Annotated in this window: 19 protein-coding genes; 8 read left to right on the top strand and 11 right to left on the bottom strand. The window is 48.0% G+C overall.

All coding sequences use genetic code 11. From position 1 onward, the window contains the following. Positions 1-16: 16 nt before the first annotated feature. The 4 genes from ileS to ACO0KY_RS10305 form a co-directional block, all read right to left on the bottom strand. The gene (ileS, locus tag ACO0KY_RS10320; protein ID WP_423045793.1) at positions 17-2,881 is read right to left on the bottom strand and encodes an isoleucine--tRNA ligase; all 2,865 of its coding nucleotides are present in this window, start codon (positions 2,879-2,881) and stop codon (positions 17-19) included. Positions 2,882-2,931: 50 nt separating this feature from the next. Further along, a complete protein-coding gene (locus tag ACO0KY_RS10315; protein ID WP_423045791.1) occupies positions 2,932-3,912 on the bottom strand; it encodes a bifunctional riboflavin kinase/FAD synthetase in 981 nt (326 codons plus the stop codon). Between the two features lie 277 nt (positions 3,913-4,189). After that, complete coding sequence (locus tag ACO0KY_RS10310) at positions 4,190-4,402, bottom strand: hypothetical protein (RefSeq protein WP_423045789.1); 213 nt, start codon at positions 4,400-4,402, stop codon at positions 4,190-4,192. Between the two features lie 108 nt (positions 4,403-4,510). Then, positions 4,511-5,647, bottom strand: a complete 1,137-nt coding sequence (locus ACO0KY_RS10305; protein WP_423045787.1) for a methyltransferase — start codon at positions 5,645-5,647, stop codon at positions 4,511-4,513. A gap of 264 nt (positions 5,648-5,911) precedes the next feature. Between ACO0KY_RS10305 and ACO0KY_RS10300 the strand changes: the two genes are divergently transcribed. Next, positions 5,912-7,717, top strand: coding sequence for a DUF885 domain-containing protein (locus ACO0KY_RS10300; protein WP_423045785.1), 1,806 nt, complete (start codon positions 5,912-5,914; stop codon positions 7,715-7,717). 65 nt (positions 7,718-7,782) lie between these two features. Here the strand turns inward: ACO0KY_RS10300 and ACO0KY_RS10295 are convergent, their stop codons facing one another. The 6 genes from ACO0KY_RS10295 to ACO0KY_RS10270 form a co-directional block, all read right to left on the bottom strand. Continuing rightward, on the bottom strand, positions 7,783-8,109 hold the full coding sequence (locus tag ACO0KY_RS10295; RefSeq protein ID WP_423045783.1) for a hypothetical protein: 327 nt from the start codon (positions 8,107-8,109) through the stop codon (positions 7,783-7,785). 85 nt (positions 8,110-8,194) lie between these two features. After that, positions 8,195-9,583, bottom strand: coding sequence for an FAD-dependent oxidoreductase (locus tag ACO0KY_RS10290; RefSeq protein WP_423045781.1), 1,389 nt, complete (start codon positions 9,581-9,583; stop codon positions 8,195-8,197). A gap of 46 nt (positions 9,584-9,629) precedes the next feature. Beyond that, positions 9,630-10,223, bottom strand: coding sequence for a phosphonate degradation HD-domain oxygenase (locus ACO0KY_RS10285; RefSeq protein ID WP_423045779.1), 594 nt, complete (start codon positions 10,221-10,223; stop codon positions 9,630-9,632). Next, positions 10,220-11,632, bottom strand: coding sequence for a phosphonoacetaldehyde dehydrogenase (gene phnY / locus ACO0KY_RS10280; protein WP_423045916.1), 1,413 nt, complete (start codon positions 11,630-11,632; stop codon positions 10,220-10,222). Before phnY ends, ACO0KY_RS10285 begins: the two co-directional genes overlap by 4 nt. A gap of 134 nt (positions 11,633-11,766) precedes the next feature. Beyond that, complete coding sequence (gene phnA / locus ACO0KY_RS10275; protein WP_423045777.1) at positions 11,767-12,999, bottom strand: phosphonoacetate hydrolase; 1,233 nt, start codon at positions 12,997-12,999, stop codon at positions 11,767-11,769. A gap of 86 nt (positions 13,000-13,085) precedes the next feature. Beyond that, positions 13,086-13,772: a phosphonate utilization associated transcriptional regulator gene (locus ACO0KY_RS10270; RefSeq protein ID WP_423045775.1), complete on the bottom strand. Its 687-nt coding sequence runs from the start codon at positions 13,770-13,772 to the stop codon at positions 13,086-13,088. 240 nt (positions 13,773-14,012) lie between these two features. Between ACO0KY_RS10270 and ACO0KY_RS10265 the strand changes: the two genes are divergently transcribed. The 4 genes from ACO0KY_RS10265 (at position 14,013) to ACO0KY_RS10250 (ending at position 19,236) form a co-directional block, all read left to right on the top strand. Further along, positions 14,013-15,059, top strand: coding sequence for a putative 2-aminoethylphosphonate ABC transporter substrate-binding protein (locus ACO0KY_RS10265; protein ID WP_423045773.1), 1,047 nt, complete (start codon positions 14,013-14,015; stop codon positions 15,057-15,059). 153 nt (positions 15,060-15,212) lie between these two features. Beyond that, complete coding sequence (locus ACO0KY_RS10260; RefSeq protein WP_423045771.1) at positions 15,213-16,340, top strand: putative 2-aminoethylphosphonate ABC transporter ATP-binding protein; 1,128 nt, start codon at positions 15,213-15,215, stop codon at positions 16,338-16,340. Continuing rightward, entirely contained in the window at positions 16,337-18,070 is a 1,734-nt protein-coding gene (locus ACO0KY_RS10255; RefSeq protein WP_423045769.1) for a putative 2-aminoethylphosphonate ABC transporter permease subunit, read from the top strand. The genes ACO0KY_RS10260 and ACO0KY_RS10255 overlap by 4 nt, the downstream gene beginning before the upstream one ends. A gap of 62 nt (positions 18,071-18,132) precedes the next feature. After that, entirely contained in the window at positions 18,133-19,236 is a 1,104-nt protein-coding gene (locus ACO0KY_RS10250) for a 2-aminoethylphosphonate--pyruvate transaminase (RefSeq protein WP_423045767.1), read from the top strand. A gap of 298 nt (positions 19,237-19,534) precedes the next feature. Here ACO0KY_RS10250 and ACO0KY_RS10245 read toward each other — a convergent pair whose 3' ends face one another. After that, positions 19,535-20,260 carry a 16S rRNA (uracil(1498)-N(3))-methyltransferase gene (locus ACO0KY_RS10245; RefSeq protein ID WP_423045765.1) on the bottom strand — a complete coding sequence of 242 codons (726 nt, stop codon included), beginning with the start codon at positions 20,258-20,260 and terminating at the stop codon, positions 19,535-19,537. On the opposite strand from ACO0KY_RS10245, the gene ACO0KY_RS10240 reads away from it, so the two are divergent. From ACO0KY_RS10240 to ACO0KY_RS10230, 3 genes are all read left to right on the top strand, one after another. Next, the gene (locus tag ACO0KY_RS10240) at positions 20,259-20,426 is read left to right on the top strand and encodes a hypothetical protein (protein WP_423045763.1); all 168 of its coding nucleotides are present in this window, start codon (positions 20,259-20,261) and stop codon (positions 20,424-20,426) included. The genes ACO0KY_RS10245 and ACO0KY_RS10240 overlap by 2 nt on opposite strands. A gap of 72 nt (positions 20,427-20,498) precedes the next feature. Then, positions 20,499-22,559: a transketolase gene (tkt, locus tag ACO0KY_RS10235; RefSeq protein WP_423045914.1), complete on the top strand. Its 2,061-nt coding sequence runs from the start codon at positions 20,499-20,501 to the stop codon at positions 22,557-22,559. 17 nt (positions 22,560-22,576) lie between these two features. After that, positions 22,577-23,161 (top strand): GNAT family N-acetyltransferase, encoded by a 585-nt coding sequence (locus tag ACO0KY_RS10230; protein ID WP_423045761.1) that lies wholly within the window; start codon positions 22,577-22,579, stop codon positions 23,159-23,161. The last annotated feature ends 28 nt before the right edge of the window (positions 23,162-23,189 follow it).

The following is a 23,189-nucleotide window of genomic DNA, read 5'->3' as shown; positions in this document are numbered from 1 at the left end:
GATAAATCTAAAACAATCAGGCAAAGCGGCGTGTTTCGCCAGCACCAAACAGATTGCTGACGCAACGTCCGCACAAACCGCTATGGTCTGCGTGGCTACCGACGTCGGCACGATAATGCCAGCAACGTTCGCATTTTTCGTACTTAGACGGCGTAACAACAACCGTTTCTGCTGCCTCATCGGCGACTTGTTCAACGTTTGCCGCCGATGTAATCAAAGCGAATTTCAGATCATCGGCAAAGCTGTTCAATACATCAAACTTAGCGCCACTTGCTTTGATCACTACTTCGGCTTGCAGGGATGAACCAATGCCACCAGCAACGCGTACTTCTTCCAATTGCTTGGTCACGTCGTTACGGACGGCGCGCAAGGCCGCGAATTTTTCCAGCAGTGCTGTACTTGCTTCAATCTCAGGCAACGCATAGTAAGTTTGCGTGAAGATGGTTTCATCGCTGGCGCTGTATGCTTCAGCAGTGGCAAAGAATTGCCATGCTTCTTCGGCAGTGAACGACAACATTGGTGCCATCAGGCGCAACAATGCCTGAGTGATATGCCAGATCGCTGTTTGTGCGGAGCGGCGTGCTGCTGACGTGGTACCGCTGGTGTACAAACGATCTTTCAGAATATCGAGGTAAAAGCCACCAAGATCTTCGGAGCAATACGATTGCAGCTTGCTGACCACAGGATGAAATTCAAACTGTTGGTAGTGAGCAAGTACTTCGGATTGCAGAACTGCCATGCTAGCGATCGCATAGCGATCAATTTCCAGCATGTCCGCAATCGCCACCGCATCTTTGTTGATATCGAAATCAGAGGTGTTTGCTAACAAGAAACGCAAGGTGTTACGGATACGACGATACGATTCCGTCACTCGTTTCAGAATTTCATCCGAGATCGACAATTCGCCGGAGTAATCCGTAGAGGCAACCCACAAGCGCAGGATGTCAGCGCCCAATGTGTCAGAAATCTTTTGCGGCGCGACGACATTGCCCTTGGATTTGGACATTTTCTTGCCTTCGCCATCGACCACAAAACCGTGTGTCAGCAACGCTTTGTAAGGCGCATGACCGTCCAACATCGATGCGGTCAGCAATGACGAATGGAACCAGCCGCGATGTTGGTCAGAACCTTCCAGATACAGATCGGCCGGGTAAGCAGATTGCGCTTTATGTGAGCCGCGCAGAACGGTTTTATGCGTCACACCAGAATCAAACCAGACGTCCAACGTATCGCGGTTTTTGACATACATCGGCGCTTCATCGCCTAATAAATCGGCGGCTTCGATTTTATGCCAGGCTTCTATGCCTTCGACTTCGATACGTTTAGCAATGATTTCCAGCAATTCTGGTGTGCGTGGATGTAATTGGCCGGTTTCTTTATGTAAGAAGAAGGCCATCGGTACACCCCATTGACGCTGACGCGACAAAGTCCAGTCAGGACGATTCGCGATCATGCCGTGCAAGCGCGCTTTACCCCAGCTTGGGAAGAAGGCAGTTTCATCAATCGCTTTGAGCGCAGTTTCACGCAAGCTGGTTGCCCCATCGTTAGGGATGTTGTCCATACTCGCGAACCATTGTGATGTCGCGCGATAGATGATCGGTGTTTTATGACGCCAGCAGTGCATGTAGCTGTGGTCAAACATTTTCAATGAGAATAAGGCACCCGCTTCGCGTAATTTATCGCAAATTGGCTTGGATGCTTCCCAGATTGTCATGCCGGCGAAGAAAGGCAGTGTAGACGCAAACTTACCATCACCCATCACTGGCGCGATGATGTCATCGTCTTTCATACCATGCGCTTTGCATGATTGGAAATCTTCGATACCGTAGGCTGGTGCCGAGTGAACGACGCCGGTACCGCTGTCGAGCGTCACGTAGTCGCCCATGTAGACCGGAGAAAAACGATCGTAGCCCGCATCCAATGCTGCAAAAGGATGTTTGAATTTGATTTCAGATAAAGCCGCGCCGAGGCAGGTCGCAATGACTTTGCCTTCGAGTTCATATTTCGTCAGGCTGCTTTCAACCAGATCTTGCGCCATGATCAACAACAAAGGCGCGCCATCACGCGTGGTTTCTACCAGCGCATAGGTGATTTCGGGATGCATGTTCAACGCCTGGTTCGACGGGATAGTCCACGGTGTCGTGGTCCAGATCACGCAGAAACCCTTGTCATGCGGCAGTTTGTCTAATTTGAATGCTGCTGCCAGCTTGTCGTGTTCAGCAAATGGAAAACCCACGTCGATCGATGGATCACGTTTGTTTTCGTATTCAACTTCCGCTTCCGCCAAGGCGGAGCCGCAGTCAAAACACCAGTTGACTGGTTTTAAACCGCGATACACATAACCTTTTTCCAGCAATTGACCGAGTGCGCGTAATTCATCCGCTTCATTGCTGAAGTTCATGGTTTTATATGGATTGTCCCATTCACCCAATACACCCAGACGGATGAAGTCAGCTTTTTGACGGAGGATCTGTTCTTCGGCATACGCACGTGCTTTGGACTGCACTTCATTGACTGGCAGATTTTTACCGAACAGTTTTTCGATCTGGATCTCGATCGGCATACCGTGGCAATCCCAGCCTGGTACGTACGGTGCGTCAAAGCCAGCCATGCTGCGTGCTTTGATGATCATGTCTTTTAAAATCTTGTTCACTGCGTGGCCGATGTGGATATCACCATTGGCGTACGGTGGGCCGTCGTGCAGAATAAATTTTGGACGGCCAGCACTGGCTTTGCGAATACGTTGGTAGATATTTTTTTCTTGCCATTCTTTGACCCATTTTGGCTCACGTTTAGCCAGATCGCCACGCATAGGGAAAGGTGTTTCGGTCATATTGACCGGGTATTTGTTCGCAGCTTTGGCTGTTTTATTTTCAGACATGATGAATTTTCTTTAAAAAATAGAGGGAGAAGAAACCGCAGTGTGTTTCTTCAAATTCGGTCGGTGGCGTTGCTGGCCGGAATGCGGGCGGTCGCCGCGAAATAAGCACGCGCTTGTGCGGCATCGTTATCGATCGCTGCTGTTAGGGTCGCCAGATCGCTGTATTTTTCTTCATCGCGCAATTTCTTTAAGAACTCGATTTGCACGACTTTGCCATAGGCATTGCCTTGATAGTCAAAGACATGGGTTTCCAGCAACACGCGTCCGCTATCATCGACGGTAGGGCGTACGCCCAGACTGGCGACTGCTGGCAGAGGCTGGTCAGACAATCCATGTACTTGCACGATGAAAATACCCGTCAACGCAGGGCGATGATGTGCAATGCGCAAATTGAGCGTAGGAAAACCTATTGTGCGTCCCAGCTTTTGGCCATGAACCACATGCCCGGAAATCCGGTAAGGGTGGCCAAGTAAGTCATTCGCTTCGCTAAAATCACCAGCAGCCAATGCAGCACGCACGGCAGACGAAGAAATTCTGACGCCTTTGTTTTGTACTGCAGGCAAGGTAACTACTTCAAAGCCGTATTGTTTCCCAGCTTCTTCCAGGGTTTTGATATTGCCAGCACGTTTGGCGCCAAAGCAAAAATCTTCGCCAATCATCAGCCATTTCACATGCAAGCCATCGACCAACACTTGTTGGATGAATTCTTGCGGTGTCAAAGAAGCGAAATGCGCGTTGAAATGCTCGACGATCACCCGATCAACACCGGCTTTTCTTAAAGATGACAAATTATCACGCAGATTGGCGATGCGGGTTGGTGCTAATGCGAGGTTACCAGCCAGTTTTGCAAAAAAAGCACGTGGATGCGGCTCGAAGGTCATCACCGCCGATTCCAACCCCAGACGGTCCGCTGCTGCGCGTAAATGGGCGAGCAAAGTCTGGTGCCCCAGATGTACACCGTCAAAATTGCCTATCGCCAGTGCACAGGGGGCACGGGAGGCTGCATTGGGGAGTCCGCGAAATACCTTCATTGTTTCCAGAAAACTGCTGCAAAGCGGTAGATTATAAATGCTTTCGCTCTGAATAGCCCCGTTTGGGCTGCAATTCGGCTTTAAAAACCGCATTCTCATCCCTGGTGTGCGCATATCCGTGTGGATATCGCCGCAAATGAGACTGTGATCGATGGGTTTAGATCGATGGGTTTATGAAGGCCTCATTCGCCTTTGCCCTGATTTTTAGCAACGAAAAAGCGATATTAAGTGTTGAATTTACAAAAGAATGTCGAAAATTTAGCAGTAATATCAACCATCAGTGATGGTGAGACCAGGTGACGCTATCAGAACTCAGACACGACTCTACCGCGTCTTTATTGCCGGTGGCATGTTTCATCACTTCGCCACAGGTGCAAATGCCTTGGTAGGGTTGAATATGTGAGCAGGCGGACACTTTTTGCAAAAACACCTGGACGGATTTACTGCATTTTTTGCATTTAAAAGTCAGGATACGGGCTGGTTTGTTCATGGTAAATCAATTCAAAATAAAAATAGCTGGCGCAGAGTAGATTGACTGCGCCAGTCAGTAAGGCTCAATAAGGCTCAATAAGGTTCAATAAGGCTCAATTTTAAAGCATTACTTCAGTTTTAGACGCCAGAGTGAAGTCACTTCTTTGACCCGCGCTGCATGCAAGGGGTCTGTCGCATCGGTCGATTTTGGATGCTGCGGTTTAATGTCCAGTTTGCCAACGACGGTCAGACCACCGGCATCGATCCAGCTGAAAAACTCTTCTGCAGTGCGTAAGCCTAAATGCTGAGCGAAATCGGACATGATCAGCCAGGCTTCGCCATGTGGTTCCATATGGTCAGCAACGCCAGCTAAAAAGCTTTTCAACATATGACTATCGGGGTCATACACCGCATATTCTATCGGTGAGTTGGGACGCGCAGGCACCCATGGCGGGTTACATACGACCAATGGAGCGCGACCTGCTGGAAATAGGTCAGCTTCCTGCAAAGTAACTTGTTCGCTATAGCCGAGATTGTCTAAATTCTCTTTGGCGCAGGAAAGCGCGCGCAGGTCTTGATCTGTGGCGATAATTTTTTTGACACCACGCTTCGCCAGTACGGCTGACAAAACACCAGTACCAACGCCGATATCAAAAGCAAGCTCAGTCGAAGGCAAGGGTGCTTTTGCGAGCAAATCTATATATTCACCTCGCACCGGTGAAAACACGCCGTAATAAGGATGAATTTTTGCATCCAGTGCTTTAATCGTCACGCCATTTTTACGCCACTCATGCGCACCAATCAAACCCAACAACTCACGCAAAGACGCTACGAACGCATCTTTGGGCTCGCCATACACTTCAGCGCAGGCGAGTTTGACGTCCGGTGCACGGCGTAAAGAAATACTGTAATCGGCTTCAAATGGAATCAGCAACATCGCCAGTACGCGGGCGCGCTGTGATTGTGCTTGCCGGTGCAAGTGAAACGCCTCGCTGGCGCTAGTCGGCACTTTGGCTTTCTTGTTAGCAGGTTTTTTATCAATACGGCGTGCCAGCGATTGCAATAATTGCTTGCCGTTATGAAAATCGCCACGCCATAGCAAGGCAGTTCCTTCACACGCTAGTTTGTAGGCTGTTTCCGTATTCATCCTGTCATCCGCGATCTGCACCCGCTTTGGTGGTGGTGCACCGTTTTCGGCATGCCAGCGGCATGAGCGGGCTTCGTCGTTTTCTATCCAGTGCAATTGCGGGGAGGGGGAATTCATGATTTTCTTATGGTAGTCGCCGTATTTGTGTGGCGAGTTGGGTGATGTTCTTCATTAAGCACGGAGTGTAACAAAGAAATCGCCGGAATTTTACCGATATAGCACGACTTTGACAAAAATCTGCCCGTATTACCGAATAATAAATTGTTTATACCTAAAGGGATTTTGCTCTTTTTGAGCATATGTTAGGCTCCCACTCGACATTCATTTGTACTCTGTTCCGACAAGTTTTTTAATCAGGCATCCCACAATTTCTGGACAACCATGCAAAAACATTTCCATCGTGCAGCCATCGCTGTTTTGATTTCTTCTTCATTGAGTGCACCTGTGAGTTTTGCTCAAAGCGCCGCGAAACCAGATGCGTCAGTGTTAACGTCAGCGTCAACTACAAAAGAAGCAAAAGCTTTTGTGGCAATAAAGCAAGAATTTTTGAATGCACTGTGGAAGCAAGATCCTGACATGGCAATGGCAGCGGGTAAGTATATCGATGCAGCTCGTCTGGTTATCCCTGATCAGGCTGGTCGCGATCAATATCTGGCATTTGCTGATCGTTGGTTAACCCGCCTGGATAAAGTGGATGTAAAGTCATTGCCTGTCAATGAACAAACTGATCTGGTACTGATGCGTAACTACCTCGATGGCACTCGTTGGTACCTGACTCAGTTCCGCGAGTTCGAGTGGAATCCTACTCAGCACAATATTGCCGGTGGTTTTGATGCCATTCTGAATACCGATTTTGCGCCTAAATCTAAGCGCGTCAAAATTGCCATACTGCGTTTGCAAGGTGTTCCAGCATTCTATGCAGCGGCAAAAGCGAGTATTCATGCACCAACGATGGAACACACGCAATTGGCGATACGCCAAAGTGCTGGTGCAATCTCGGTTTTAGCTGAGTTAGAGAAGGATGCCGCCAAAGAAAAATTGACGTCTCGTGAACAGCAAGCCTTGAGTTCCGGTTTGAAAAATGCTCGTGATGCCGTGAATGATTACGTCGCATTTTTAACCGATACTGCAAAAAATCTGACACCAGAAACCGCGCGTTCTTTCCGTATCGGCAAAGATTTATATGAAGGAAAATTCAAAGCCGATATCCGTTCCTCTCTGACTGCGGAGCAAACTTATCAACGCGCATTGGCCGCAAAAGATGAAGCCCATCGCAATATGGAGAAACTGGCCGATCAGCTGTGGTCTAAAACCATGGGAGATCAGCCTAAGCCAGAAGATCGTGCTAAAAAAATTGCGATGGTGATTGCGAAATTATCGGAACAACATATCAAAGGTGAAGACCTATTTCCGGCGATCCGCCAGCAATTACCGGTGTTGGAAAAATGGATCAAAGATCACGACCTGTTAGCGCTTGATACCAAGAAGCCATTGATCGTTCGTGAAACACCAGAATACGAACGCGGCGTTACCATTGCCTCAATTGAAGCACCGGGCATTTTCCGTCCGCACGACAACACCTATTTTAATGTGACGCCATTTGATGGACAGTCAGCAGAAAAAATAGAAAGTACGTTGCGTGAATATAATCACTGGGTATTGCAGATTTTATGTATCCATGAAGCGATTCCAGGTCACTACACACAATTACAACACGCCAATCAATCACCTTCTGTGATCAAAACTTTGTTTGGTAATGGCGCCATGATCGAAGGCTGGGCGGTCTATAGTGAACGCATGATGCTGGAATCTGGCTACGGTGAAAATTCACCAGAAATGTGGTTGATGTATTACAAATGGAACTTGCGTACCGTCTGCAATACCATCCTCGATTACAGCGTGCATGTGTTGGGGATGAGCGAAGCCGAAGCCAAAGATTTGTTAATTAATCAGGCTTTCCAGACGCAGGCCGAGGCTGATGGCAAATGGCAGCGTGTGCAATATTCATCGGTGCAATTGGCGAGCTATTTCAGCGGATTTAGTGAAATCCTTGATTTGCGTGAGCAGCTCAAGAAACAGCAGGGTGATAAGTTCAAGCTGAAGCAATTCCATGAGCAGTTCTTGAGCTATGGCAGTGCTCCGGTGGGGATGATTAAAAATATGATGTTGAGTGGGGAAGCGAAGTAATTTCGTAAGTTCGGGGCAGACCACTCTTGCATTTGCGTTAGAGGGGAGTATTCGTCGTGATTTTTTTAGGGGGAGTGTAACCCGCAAATCACGATGAGCATGTCAACTTCGATACAAATTGATTGCCCTTCGTAGAAACAAGCCGGGGTGGCCCGGCAGCCACTTACTTTTCTTTGCTTCGCCAAAGCAAAGTAAGCAAAAGAAAGGCGACGCTGAGACTTTGCCCTGCGGGTGCCGTCACTGCGTGTCGGCACAATTTGTGCATCACAAAAAATGGGAAAGCGTCGAAACTCGCTACGCTCAGACAGCGACGCTTTCTTTTCCATTTTCTGTGAAGCACAAATTGCTTTGTATAAAGCGGTGACGGGCAAAATCGATATTGCAACGATCACGATCGATTCGTAAGACGCGCAACCCGACGAATCAATATGCCGTGCGAGCCGCACGGGTTGCCCCCCCTCCATAACTTCAAAAACCTCACCCCTTATCCGCTTTCCCTGCCGCATTGGCAAAGCGACTTAGTAATTTATCGATCATCCAAGGCTGGCGATTGTCGTCTTCTGCTTGCTCCTTACGCCGAATCGCATTACGTACGACGTGGGCTCCGATGTAGCGTATAGGTTCAGGTGGGAAGTGGTCCAGCGGCCCTTTGACCAATGGGCTGCGGGTCCAGGCGTTGTCTTGCTCCAGCAGGAGTGAAGACAAAATCTGCCCGCCCATATAGCTGGGGCCTACACCATTACCTGAATAGCCAAAACCGTAAAAAATATTCTCGGCACCATGGAGTTTGCCAAAAAATGGAAATCCAGTCGCGGAGCGGTCAGAGGGGCCATTCCAGCTTGCCGCCACGGGCACATCTTGTAATGCCGGGAAGAAGCGATGCAGGCTCTGCGTCAATTGATCTTGATAAACAGAAGGACGATCAAATGCAGGAGCAATCTGATTGCGCCATGCAAAGGTATTGCCACCTTTGCCGAGCATCAAACGTCCGTCGCTCGTATTTCGGTAGTAGTAGACAAAGGTTCGCGAGTCGAGCACAGAAATGCCATCCGTCAGGCCTATTTGTTTTAACAGCTCAGGACATTTCTCGGTAATGATCATGTCGCTCGACACCACCGCGATACTGCGCTCAAATTGCGGGAAAAAGCTCGCCATCCAGGCGTTCATTGCCAGCACCATTTTTCCGGCTTGCATGACACCAGCAGGTGTCTGGATAGTCACCGTAGAACCCGGTGTGAAGCTCGTCATCGGTGTGCGCTCAAAAATGGCGATACCCATATTAAGCGCCACTTTGCGCAATCCACGAACCAGTTTGCCTGGGTCCACTGTGGCGGCGTAAGGCGAAAAAACACCTTGTATATTCAATCTCGAACCGCTGCGTTTGCCGACTTCTTCTGGCGGTAAATGGCGATATGAATCTAGTCCAACGCTATTCAACGCCTGCATCACCGCATCCATGCTACCTGCTTGCGCAGCATTTGTTGCCGTGTAGAGCGTACCGTCCATGCGTAAATCTGCATTGATGCCTTGGTCTCGGCAGAAATCGGCAATGTGTTGGACTGCATCTTCCGATGCTTTCACCAGACGTACAGCTTCCGCTTCACCAAACAAGCGAAGTAATGTAAAAAATTTCGCTGACCAGGTGAGCACGCAGCCCCCATTGCGGCCGCTGGCGCCTGCGCCGCATAAGTCTTGCTCCAGTATGCTAATGCTGAGAGCGGGATTTTGTTGCTTGGTTTGAATGGCTGTCCACAAACCAGTAAAGCCGCCACCGATGATGCAAATGTCGCTAGTATGCTTTCCTTGTAAGGCGGGAGCGAGTTCCCCGTCCTGCATTAAGGCTTGTTCTATCCAGAATGGTCGCATGAGATTTATTCTTCTCTTTATTTCTTTAGTTCTTTAGTTCTTTATTTCAGGCCGTTTGTCGATGTGCGTCAGATTGACGGTGAATCAGTTCAGCATTTTTCATGTGCCTGGCGAAGTAGATAAAATCCGGAGTTTGCTTTGTCGCAGATTTTGCGGCATCGTCCCAGCGGCGAAGTGCGATTGCATCTGCTGCAAATGCTCGGTTGATAAACTCATCCGCTTGTTCTGGATTGAAAACGCCGCCTTGCAAAGCCAGGCTGCGCTTAGAGTCTGCAGATAAACTGTCATAATAGGCAGGTTCCACGGCGCATAAATAACGCTTGGCGTCGACGTGTAATTTAATTGGTTCCAGAACCGCGTCACCAAACAAAAAGCGCATGTAGGGCAAACAACGGTATTGGTGTACATCGTCCTTGCCAAAGCTGGTGGGCGTAGGGCCGATATCGTGCAATAAATGCCCAATGTCGTGTAATAAGGCAGCAACGATTAATTCATCGCTGGCGCCAGCTTCTTCTGCTAGCGCCGCAGATTGCAATGCGTGCTGTAATTGCGTGACGGGTTCGCCATCGTATTGTTCGTCGCCGCGACGTTCAAATAACGCGATGATGTCGGTAATGTTGACGTTGGATGCCTGCGTCATTTTCCATCCCACGGCAAAGAGTAAGTTTTGGTATTGCAGAAGCTTTTCATCGCTTCTAAAACACCTTCTTTGTAACCAAGGCCAGAATCTTTGATGCCACCAAACGGCGTCAATTCAAGGCGGTAACCTGGCACCTCACGAACATTCACGGTACCGACTTCCAACTCAGCAACAAAGCGGGTGATGTAGTCGAGCCGGTTGGTGCAAACAGCGGATGACAAACCGTATGGCGTCGAGTTAGAAATGCGGATTGCATCGTCAATATCTCTGCAACGGATCACAGGCGACACCGGGCCAAACGTTTCTTCTGCCACTAAAGTGCAATCGTAAGGTACGTGATCTAAGACCGTCGGTGAGTACAATGTGCCTTCGCGGATGTTGCCAACAATGAGTTGTGCCCCACACTTAATCGCATCATTTACCTTTTGTTCAAAACTGATTGCTGCCGCTTCATCAATCACCGTACCCATGTCTGTGTTGCTATCCATCGGGTTGCCGTATTTGATCGCCTTTGTTTTTTCTGTGAGCAAGCGGACAAACTCATCGGCGACCGCTTCATGCACGATCATGCGCTTGACTGCAGTGCAGCGTTGGCCGGAATTTTTATAAGAACCCGATACCGCCAGTGTTGCCGCTTCTTCCAGATCGGCATCTTCCATGACGATTAAAGGGTCATTGCCACCTAATTCCAGTACCTGACGTTTGTAGACGGCTTTGCCAGCGATGTATTTACCGATTTGTACACCACCGGTAAAGGTCGCCAGATCCATATCGGCATTGGTCAACATCTCATCGGCGATTTCACGCGGGTCGCCAGTGATGACAGAAAACATCTCTGGCGGCAAACCTGCTTCATATAAGATATCAGCGAGTAAGAGCGCAGAAAATGGTGTCTTTTCAGACGGCTTTAACACCATGCGATTATTGGTCGCAATCGATGGTGCGACTTTATGCGCCACTTGATTTAATGGATGATTGAATGGCGTAATTGCAGATATCGCGCCCAGTAAGGGCTCACGCAAAGTAAATACTTTACGTTGTTTACCATGTGGTGTCAGATCACAGGAAAACACCTGACCATCATCGACCAGCGTTTGGTTCGCCGCAAACAAGAACACATCGCAGGCGCGTCCTACCTCGTACATCGTATCTTTTTTGCAGAGACCGGATTCGGCTGTGATTAAATCGGAAATGACCTCAGCGTTTTCGCGCAGTAACTGACTGGCGCGCAGCAAAATTTGATTGCGTTGATAGCGTGTTAGTGTGGATTGATAGGTTTTTGCCTGATGAAATACGCTGCGTACATCTTCTACCGTCGCTTTGGCAATGGTTCCTAATAAGGCATTGGTGTAGGGGTTGTAAACCTCGATACGTCTGTCGTTATCGACCAGTTTTCCAGCCATGCGCATAGGTTGATGTAAGGCCAATGCTGGCGATCCACTTTTGTTTACGGCTAAGAGCGCCTTAAAATCTTGAATTAACTTCACACTACTCTCCGGGAAAATGAAAACACCAGGCATTTCAGGCCTGGTGTGTGAATGTGTTACGCGTTCTGAATCAAATTCAGAGCCAGATGCAAAACGTCAAAATTACGCAAACGGTGATTGTCGGGGAGCGCCTTGGTTTTGCGATTCAACATCACTGGTACGGCTTGCTCAGAAATGCCGCCATGTGAGCGCAATGGGAGTTTGAGTTCGGACAAGTCATGACGGTGACGGCTGGTACCTAAAACGACGAGACGTTGGCTGACCACTACCAGATCGCCGATGCGATCTGCTGGCAACTCAAAAAGTGCACTGGCCTCAGCGCGTGTCAATACGGCTTCTAAATCTTGCATGCGATGCAGATGCTGCAAAATATGATCAGCCTGAGATTGGTCATTAATGTAAATCGTGGCATACGAACCAAGCGCGCCATGATGCACCACATAAGGATCGGTAATCGGCAAAATGACGCGTGTGCTACCAGTGCCAAAGTGCGTATCCATTTGATCTTGCAGATAAATGACATTCGCGTTTCCACAAGCATCTGTCTTGGCATTCATGCCGTGATCAGCTGTCACCGCAATGACTGCGCCAAGACTGTCAAGTAGACTCAGATAGTGATCCATCATCGTGTAAAACGCATTGGCGCCTGGTGTGCCCGGCGCATACTTATGCTGGATGTAATCAGTGGTGGATAAATACATCAGGTCAGGGCGCTCTTTTTCTAATAATTTGACACCTGCCGCAAAGACGAATTCTGATAATTCGGCGCTGTACACAGATGGCAAGCTCATGCCGACTAATTCGAGTACGTTTTCGATGCCATTTTCTGAGAGCGTCGCCTGATCAGCTTTTTCAGCAGAGAAGCAAATACCTTGCATGTGGTGACCGAGCAAACTACGCAATTTATCTTTGGCAGTGACCACAGCTAATTTAGCGCCAGCTTTGGAGAACGCTGATAATACCGTTTCTGCGCGCAAATACTTGGCATCATTCATCATGACTTCAGTATTCGTTTCAGTATCCAGGAAATAGTTGCCGCAGATGCCGTGCACTGAAGGAGGAACCCCGGTCACGATTGACAGGTTATTCGGATTGGTAAAGCTTGGTACTACGCAATCGCCCGTCAATACGGTGCCTTGTTCACCCATTTTTTTAAAAAAAGGTGCAACCCCCGCTTGTATTGCTTGATTGATGTACTCCTGCTCGCAACCGTCTATGCAAACGATCACTACTGGTTGTTGCATCCATTGGTAGCTACGACCATTGACGCTGATTTCTTTTACTGACATAAAATTCCTACAGGTTGATGCAACTGTTTTTAAAAAATGTGGGATGAATGAATCGAAACGCGACGTTATTGAGCGTCGCGTTCTTCTTAATTCACGACATTGATAGCTTGATGTGATTTATGCATACGTTGACGACTATCGATCACGTGCTGGCGCATCATGTTGCCAGCAGCGTCGGCATTGCCGGCGGCAATTAAGTCAACGATTTCTCTGTGTTCGTGGATAGAAATTGGCAAGGTACCTTGTTGTTCCAAAGAATTTCTGCGATAGAGATTTAATTCTTTGACCAGGCGACGATAGGTGGTCAGTAATTTCTCGTTGCCAGTCATCTTCACAAGCACATCATGGAATTCCAGATTCAGTAAAGAGTAGGACGAGACATTTTTCTTTTCAGCCAATTTTTCCATCTTGTCGACCATGCTGCGTAATTCTTTGAGTTGCACAACGGTAATGGTCTTGGCTAATTTACGGCCGACTAATTCATCCAGTGCTTCGCGAATTTCGTAAATATCATCGGCTTCTTCGATAGAAATTTGTCGTACATAAACGCCACAATTTTTTTCTTGTCTGACCAAGCCTGTTTCTTCTAATGAGCGAAATGCTTCGCGTACCGGGCCGCGTGAAACGCCCAGCATTTCTGCCAGCGATGCTTCATTGAGTTTGGTGCCGGCACTGATTTCACCCGCCAGTATCATGCGCTCAATTTCGATTTGCGCCAGAGTAGACAGTGAGGCTTGTTGTATGAGTGCGGTAGGTTTTGTGGTTTTTTGCATGACGTCTATGACTGTTTTTATCGATATTCGCACTTTAAATCAAGGATCATTGGATTGTCAACAAAATACAAAATACAATCTACAATGTAATGATCCTGTCATAAATCAAACCTACTATTCGTCCGTTGTTGTTGCATTAAAAACGAGTTGAGAGCGCACGAAAACGTGGTGTCTGGTGACCCAATTTCTGGTTTGCAAAGATAACCAATAATTTTTTATATGACAGGAAAGAGAATCGCGATGAACCCTTCACGTAAGCTTTTTTTGAAAATGTGTTCTGCTACGCTGGTTGCAGGATCTATGTTGATGTCTGGTGCAGTGCATGCAGACAACAAAACAACTTTGTTGGTCTATACCGCTATCGAAACCGATGCGATGAAGTTATATAAAGACGGATTCGAAAAAGCCTACCCAAATATTGAAATTCGCTGGGTACGTGATTCCACCGGTGTAGTGACTTCCAAACTGCTGGCGGAAAAAAATAATCCGCAAGCAGACGTCGTGTTGGGTCTGGCGGCAACGAGCCTTGTGCTGTTGAAACAAGAGGGTATGCTGACAGCGTATCAACCAAAAGGCTTCAAAGAATTGACGGCAGCTTACTCTGACAGCGCGCAACCACCATCATGGGTTGGTATGGACGTATGGGGCGCGGCAATTTGTTTCAACACAGTAGAAGCTAAAAAACAAAACCTGCCAAAGCCAGAGAGCTGGAAAGATCTGCTCAATCCTATCTACAAAGGCAAAATCAGTATGCCGCATCCAGCATCCAGTGGCACTGGCTATCTGGACGTGAGTGCATGGCTGCAAAACATGGGTGAAACAGCCGGTTGGAAATACATGGATGGCTTGCATGCAAACATTGCACAGTACACGCATTCTGGTTCTAAGCCATGCAAACAAGCTGGTTCTGGCGAATTCCCAATTGGTATTTCCTTTGAATTCCGTGCGCATCAAGTCATGCGTAGTGGTGCCCCGATTGAAATGATTTTTCCTAAAGAAGGCTTGGGCTGGGATATCGAAGCAACCGGCATCATGAAGAGCACTAAAAACCTGGATGCAGCGCAAAAGCTGGCGGACTGGATGGCAAGCAAAGAATCCAATCAAATTAGTACTAATTGGTGGGCAATTGTTGCTTACCCAGGTCTGGCGAAAAAATTGGAAGGTATTCCTGACGGTTACGAAAAATTGCTGGTGAAAAATGACTTCAACTGGGCAGCAAAAAACCGTGAACGTATTTTGACCGAGTGGAACAACCGTTATAACAGCAAGGCAGAGCCTAAGCCTTAATACCAGTTTTAAATGAATGAATGTCGAAGATCTGCTGTATTTTCTGAGACATTCATCGCTTTTGTTTGATACCGGATTTTTCTTCTAAGGCAAAGTCCGGTAGTAATTTCATCGCAGCTGATGCCAAGGCATCAAAAACAAAGAAAAAAATTCATGGAACACAGCGCTGATTATCTGGTACTCAAAGGTATTTCCAAATCATTCGGTCATTTCAATGCTCTGAACGACATCAATCTTCATATCGCTGAGGGCGAATTCGTTTGCTTTCTTGGCCCATCTGGATGTGGAAAGACAACCTTGCTCCGTATTATTGCCGGTTTGGAAACACAAAATCAGGGGCAGATTATTCAAAAAGGGAAAGATATTTCCTTTGTTAAACCAGTAAAACGTGATTACGGCATTGTGTTTCAATCCTATGCGCTGTTTCCTAATTTGAGCATTGCTGAAAATATTGCCTATGGTCTGGTCAACCGCCGTCAATCTTCGTCGGTAATTAAAGCCCGCGTGACAGAATTATTGCAATTGGCAGGCTTGCCAGATAGTGGTGATAAATATCCTGGGCAATTGTCGGGTGGTCAGCAGCAACGTATTGCGCTGGCACGTGCGTTAGCGATGTCGCCCGGTTTATTGTTGTTGGATGAACCGTTGTCTGCGCTGGATGCGTTGGAACGTGTTCGTTTGCGCACAGAAATTCGTCAATTACAGCAGCGTCTTGGTGTGACAACGATTATGGTGACGCATGATCAGGAAGAAGCCTTGACTATGGCAGATCGCATCGTTGTTATGAATCACGGCGTGATCGAGCAAATTGGCACGCCAGAACAGATTTATTTGCAACCACGCACACCGTTTGTTGCGTCCTTTGTGGGTAAAGTGAATGTCTTGCGCGCTACCGCCTTGGGGGCGGGGCGTTTCCGCATTGGCATTTTAGAATTTGACTATCCGGTATGGGGTGATAAATTTGTTGCTGGTCAAACTGTTAAAGTGTACTTGCGACCAGAAGATATCGTTGTTCATCGCGATCAACCAAGCCAGCCCTCAAGTGCCGCACGGCCACGTGGCACGATCACGAAAATGGAATTTCTAGGTGCATATTGCCACGCCTGTATTGAGGTGGAGGGTCTGGATAAACAATCGGTCACTGCTGCCATACCTTTGAGCGATGTGCATCAAAATGACTTAAAAGCCGGTACTAAGGTCATTCTTGAATTGGTGCCTGCCAAAGCGAGAATATTTTCCGTGACAAAAGAGGCGAGCACCATCGATGCGGAGGCCGCATGAGTCGATCAGGAAGTTTGCCTTTGCCAGTTACCAATCAACATCATGCGAAAGCGACTGAGGCGATGCGTGCTCACGTTCAGCCAACCGACAGATGGGTGCAGATTCTGTTGCTGTTGATTTGCGGCGGCTTGGTTATATTCTTATTGTTTCCGGTCGCCATTATTCTGCTCAAAAGCTTTCAGGATAAAGAAGGTGCTTTCGTTGGCTTGCAGCAATTTACGACGTATTTTGCGAATAAATCCTTGCGTTCGTCGGTGCTACATACCTTGTTTGTTGCGACCACCGTCACATTGTTGGTGATTCCTGCTGCGTTTATGTTCGCCTACGGTTTAACTCGCAGTCGTATGCCCGGTAAATCAATGTTTCGCACGATCGCCTTAATTCCGATCTTGGCACCATCTTTATTAGCTGGTATTTCATTGATACAGTGGTTTGGCAATCAAGGTATTTTGAAAGACTGGTTAGGAGGGATTTCTATCTACGGTCCATTTGGTATTGTGCTCAGTGAATTTTATGGCGTTTTCCCGCATGCTTTGATGATCTTATTGACGGCGTTGAGTCTGGTCGATGGACGTTTGTATGAAGTTGCGTCGTCCTTGGGAACCCGCCGCTGGCGTCGATTTGTTACGATTACTTTACCTGGTGCTAAATATGGCTTGATCAGTGCAGCACTGGTGGTGTTTACCTACACCTTTAATGATTTCGGTGTGCCTAAAGTAATTGGCGGTAACTTCAATGTACTGGCGATCGACGTCTATCAGTTGGCAATTGGGCAGCAAGATTTTAATAAAAGCGCGGTAGTTAGTTTGTTGTTATTGACGCCAGCCTTATTTGCGTTTGCGATTGATTTAAGAATACGCAAAAAATTACAAGCGCACATGTCAGTGCGCGCAAAAGCCTTTGTGCCAAAAAAGCGTCCACTGTTCGATACATTAATGTTTTTGTATTGCAGCGTGATTGCGGTTTATCTGGTGGCTGTATTGGGCATGGCGGTTTATAGCTCCTTCATCAAACTGTGGCCTTATAACCTGACGATGAGTTTGGATCATTATAAATATGGTTTGGTGGAAGGCGGCATCTTAGAAGCCTATTTTAATAGTTTAAAGATGGCAGGCTTAGCAGCTGTGGGTGGTGTGGCGACGGTATTTATCTCAGCTTACATTGCGGAAAAAACCAAGGGCGCTGAAGGCCTGCGTTCTGCGATCCGTCTGCTTGCAGTGTTGCCTATGGGCGTGCCGGGTCTGGTGTTGGGTCTTGGTTATATCTTCTTTTTTAATCATCCGCAGAACCCCTTAAATATACTGTATCACACGATGACCATATTGGTAATTTCGACGATCATCCATTACTACACGTCTAGTCATTTGACGGCAGTCACAGCGTTGAAGTCGATTGATAATGAATTTGAGGCGGTGTCGGCATCGTTAAAAGTACCGCTGTACAAAACTTTTTTCCGCGTAACGGTGCCGGTATGTTTGCCAGCGATTCTGGATATTGCACGTTACTTCTTCGTGAATGCGATGACGACTGTATCAGCGGTGGTGTTTTTGTATTCACCCGATACGACACTGGCATCGGTCGCTATTCTTGACCTGGAAGAGGCTGGCGATGTTGGACCGGCAGCGGCGATGGCAACCTTGATTGTGTTGACCTCCGTGGTGGTGTGCTTGTTATATGCGTTGCTGACCCGTGTTCTTCTGAAGAAAACGCAAGCATGGCGGACTGAATAAGCATTAACAAGAAATGTTAAAAATATTTTGAAAACAGAAATTGCATAGTTAGGAGAATGAAAATGAGTTTAGTCAGTCGCGATCCAGTTTTATTAACACCAGGGCCTTTGACCACGTCATTGCAAACCAAAAGTGCCATGTTGCGTGACTGGGGATCATGGGATGCCGCTTTCAATGCCGTGACTGCAAAAGTCAGACAGCAATTATTAAAAATTATTCATGGTGAAGAAACTCATGTTTGCGTTCCTATGCAAGGCAGTGGCACGTTTTCTGTTGAAGCAGCAATCAACACATTGGTGCCTCGTGACGGACATGTGCTGGTCCTGATCAATGGTGCGTATGGTAAGCGCATGGCGCGTCTGACCGAAATGATGGGACGCCGCGTCAGTGTTTTTGAAACTCCAGAAGACGTGCCGACGACCGCAGAGGATGTCGAACGTTTGCTTGCGGCTGACAGCTCTATCACGCACGTGGGTTTGATCCATTGCGAAACAAGTACCGGTATTCTGAATCCGCTGGAAGAAATCGCTGACGTTGTCGCGCGCCACGGTAAGGGTTTGATTCTTGATGCTATGAGCTCCTTTGGTGCATTAGAAATAGACGCGAAAAAAATCCAATTTGATGCGGTCATTGCTGCAAGTGGAAAATGTATTGAAGGCCCACCGGGTATGGGTTTTGTACTTGTCAGAAAATCCGTTTTAGAAAAATGTGCTGGCCATTCCACATCCCTGTCACTCGATCTGTACGATCAATGGGTGTATATGGAAAAAACGACGCAATGGCGCTTTACTCCACCGACGCACATTTTGGTGGCATTACATACTGCGTTGAATCAGTTCGAAGCCGAAGGTGGTCAAGCTGCGCGATTGCAGCGTTATACCAATAACTATCAAACGTTGATGGCAGGTCTGGAAGAGTTGGGATTGCAATCTTTTTTAAAACCAGAAATTCAGGCACCGATCATCGTGACTGTGCATGCACCGGCGAATGCGAAATATGATTTCAAAACGTTCTATGAGACTGTGCGTAGCAAAGGTTTTGTGTTGTATCCGGGTAAATTAACGCAGGCTGAGACGTTCCGGGTTGGCTGCATCGGTGCGATCGGGACACAAGAAATGCGTTCGGCGATTCATGCGATGAAGGATGCGTTAGCGGAAATGGTGTAAAAGTTTTGGGAAATTTATAGATACTGCGATCCAGGGCTCTACTAATATCGTCCCTAATGCGTCACTTTTAATATGTAAAAATATCTAAAATGATCGCACTTTGTAGGGCCAAGCCGGGTGTGGCCCGGCGGCCACTTACTTTTCTTTGCTTCGCCAAGAAAGGTAAGCCAAAGAAGGCGGCGCTGAAGGGGACGCTAAGACTGTGCCCTGCGGGTGCCGTCAATGCGTGTCGGCACAATTTGTGCATCACGTAAAACGGGAAAGCGTCGAAACTCGCTACGCCCGCCCTATAAAAATTTTACATGCCGCCCCATGCGGCATTAATCATGGCGACGGCTGCCAATCCCGCTGTTTCTGTTCGCAAAATTCTTGGTCCCATGGAGAGCGACAATACGCCATGGCGGCTGGCGAGTAATTCTTCGTCGTCACTGAGGCCGCCTTCAGGGCCAATGAGCAGGGCTACAGCTTGCGGTGGGTGGTGTTTGGCCCAATCTGCCAACGATTGATCTGCGCGTGGTGAGAGCATAATTCGCTGGTGCATGTCTTGTTGTGCGAGCCATTTGCTCAAATCTAAAGGCGCTGCCAAATGAGCGAGGCGGTTGCGGCCGCATTGTTCGGCGGCGGCGCTGATGATGCCGCGCCAGTGGTCTAATTTCTTTTCTGCGCGTTCTGCGGATAGGCGAACGACGCAGCGTTGGGATGCCAGGGGTTGAATGGCAGTCACGCCAAGTTCTACCGCTTTTTCTATAATCCAATCCATTTTGCTGCCTTCTGGCAAGGCTTGCGCCAGGCTTAAGGAGTAGGGTAATTCCACTTCATCGGGTAAAAATAGCTTTAATTCGGCGCTTGCTCGTTTTTTCTCGATTTCAGTCAGGCTGGCAATAAAGCTGCCGCCTTCACCATTAAACACTTGTACCGTGTCGCCAATTTGCAAGCGTAAGACAAAAACGTGATGGGCCACTTCAGACGGTAGGCTGATGGTGGTGCCGAGTGTGAGTGCTTGATTGCAATAAAAGCGAGGCATGATTATTTTTGAAAAAAGTAATAGTTACGGAGCGAATTATATAGGTCGCCTTGCTGATGCGGCGGTTTTCAACGTTTACGGGGGCTTGATTTCAGCCAAATTAAGTGTATTTATTTATACTATTTTTCTCGATCAGCCTGATGTGAGTCGCCAATCTGGTGCTTAGAAATGGGATATCTGTATTAAGTGACCTTGTGCTCTGGTAAAATATCCGACTTTGCAGGGTCTGAACTTGATTGTGCCCTCGGGCAACACTGACCATTACACCAGTCTTCTCAAACTATCTTCTACCGCCATGATTTCAACTATACAGCCAGCAACTCTTTCTAAAATGGCAAATGCGATTCGCGCTTTGTCTATGGACGCAGTACAAAAAGCCAATTCCGGTCATCCGGGAGCGCCTATGGGCATGGCTGATATCGCTGTTGCATTGTGGAAAGGCCACTATCGCCACAATCCATCCAATCCAAAATGGATTAATCGCGATCGTTTTGTGTTGTCGAATGGTCATGGTTCGATGTTGCATTACTCATTATTGCATTTGACAGGCTACGACTTGTCGATGGATGAAATCCGTGATTTCCGTCAATTGCATTCCAAAACTGCGGGTCACCCAGAAGTTCACGTGACACCAGGCGTGGAAACAACCACTGGCCCGTTGGGACAAGGTATCACTAATGCGGTGGGTATGGCCTTGGCAGAAAAACTGCTGGCAGCTGAATTCAACCAAGCTGGCATGAACATCGTTGATCACCACACCTATGTGTTCATGGGTGATGGTTGCCTGATGGAAGGTATTTCCCATGAAGCCTGCTCTTTGGCAGGTACTTTGCAACTGAATAAACTGATTGCTTTCTGGGATGACAATGGCATCTCTATCGACGGTCACGTCGAAGGCTGGTTCACTGACGATACACCAAAACGTTTCGAAGCCTACGGCTGGAACGTGATCCGTGCAGTAGATGGTCATAATGCCGTTGCCGTTGACGCCGCCATTGCCGCCGCTAAAACATCGGACAAACCAACCCTGATCTGCTGCAAAACAGTGATTGGTAAAGGTTCACCGAACATGGAAGGCACTCATAACGTCCACGGCGCAGCATTGGGTGACAAAGAAGTTGCCGCTGTACGTGCTCATATCGGTTGGGACTACGCACCATTTGAAATGCCAGCAGACGTCTACGCAGCATGGGATGCCAAAGCATCAGGCGCGCAAGCTGAAGGTGACTGGAATGCACAATTTGCAGCCTACACCGCACAATTTCCACAAAAAGCGGCTGAACTGACCCGTCGTATGAACGGCGACTTGCCTGCTAATTTTGATGAGGTGGTGGCAAACGCCATCGCATCCTGCGTAGAGAAAAAAGAAAACATCGCAACACGTAAAGCCAGCCAAAACGCGATTCAGGCATTTGCACCATCGTTGCCAGAATTCCTCGGCGGCTCTGCTGATTTGACAGGTTCTAACCTGACCAACTGGAAAGAATGTGTTGCCGTGCGCGGAAACCAGGCTGGTAACCACATCAACTATGGTGTGCGTGAATTTGGTATGAGCGCGATGATGAATGGTATCGCTTTGCACGGCGGTTATATCCCGTTTGGCGCAACCTTCCTGACCTTCTCTGATTACAGCCGCAATGCGATCCGCATGGCTGCGTTGATGAAAATTCGCACGCTGTTCGTGTTCACGCATGACTCTATTGGTCTGGGTGAAGATGGTCCTACGCATCAATCTGTTGAGCATATCTCCAGCATGCGTTTGATCCCTAACCTGGACAACTGGCGTCCATGTGACACCGTTGAATCAGCGGCGGCATGGGCGCATGCAGTGAAACGCAATGACGGCCCATCCACATTGATTTTCTCACGTCAGAATTTGCCTTATCAAGAACGTAGCGCGCAACAAATCGCGGACATCCAACGTGGTGGCTATGTATTGCAAGACGCCCCTGATGCAAAAGCAGTGTTGATTGCCACTGGTTCCGAAATCGAATTGGCGGTGAAATCCGCAGCAGCGCTGGCTGAGCAAGGTATCGCCGTGCGCGTAGTTTCTATGCCATCGACAGACGTATTTGACCGTCAGGATGCTGCATACAAAGCAGCGGTATTGGGCAAAGGCTTGCCACGTATTGCTATCGAAGCTGGTGTGACTGACTTCTGGTACAAATATGTCGGTTTGGAAGGCGCGGTGGTCGGTATCGATACTTTCGGTGAATCCGCACCTGCTGGCGTTTTGTTTAAGCTTTTCGGCTTCACAGTAGACAACGTTGTCGCTAAAGTTAAAGCAACACTGGCTTAAGCAAGATGACAGAAATGATGAGCAGTATCAAAGAAGTCAGTCTGCGTCGTGCTACTGTAGCGGACGCAGAAGCCATCGCAGCGGTACGTGTTGAAGCCTGGCAAACCACGTATCGCGACATGATTCCGGATACTTATCTGGACCAAATGCGCGTGGAAGACAGCTTCTTGCATTGGAAACAAATTCTGCAAGCCTTGCCTGTGGCGGGTGACCGCGTTTGTGTCTACGTTGCGGAAAGCGAAGGACACATCATCGGTTTCGCATCCGGCATGTTGTTACCGGATGCGAAGTTCGGTATGCAAGCGGAATTGACGGCAATTTATTTACGTCCCGCTTGGCAACGTTCCGGCATAGGTCGTCGTATGGTGCAAAAGGTGGCGCGCACTTTGCAGGCACAAGGCGCGGAAAGTTTATTAGTGTGGGTGATTTCTGGTAACGCAATTGCCAGAAATTTCTATGAAGAGTTGGGCGGCGTTTTGTTGCATGAACAAGCGTTTAGCTGGGATGGCATGGATCTGAAAGAAGTTGGTTACGGCTGGCGCGATTTGTCCGTGTTAATGGCTTCCGTGAATGCCATGCCAACATCGTCTTCTGTTTACTGAGAGAATCGCGGTAACTGCGTCAGAAGAA

It is taken from the genome of Undibacterium sp. Dicai25W, from assembly GCF_049340505.1.
Lineage (GTDB): Bacteria > Pseudomonadota > Gammaproteobacteria > Burkholderiales > Burkholderiaceae_D > Undibacterium > Undibacterium jejuense.
Note: the sequence above shows the minus strand (reverse complement) of the source record. Positions and strands in the feature narration are given on the sequence as shown.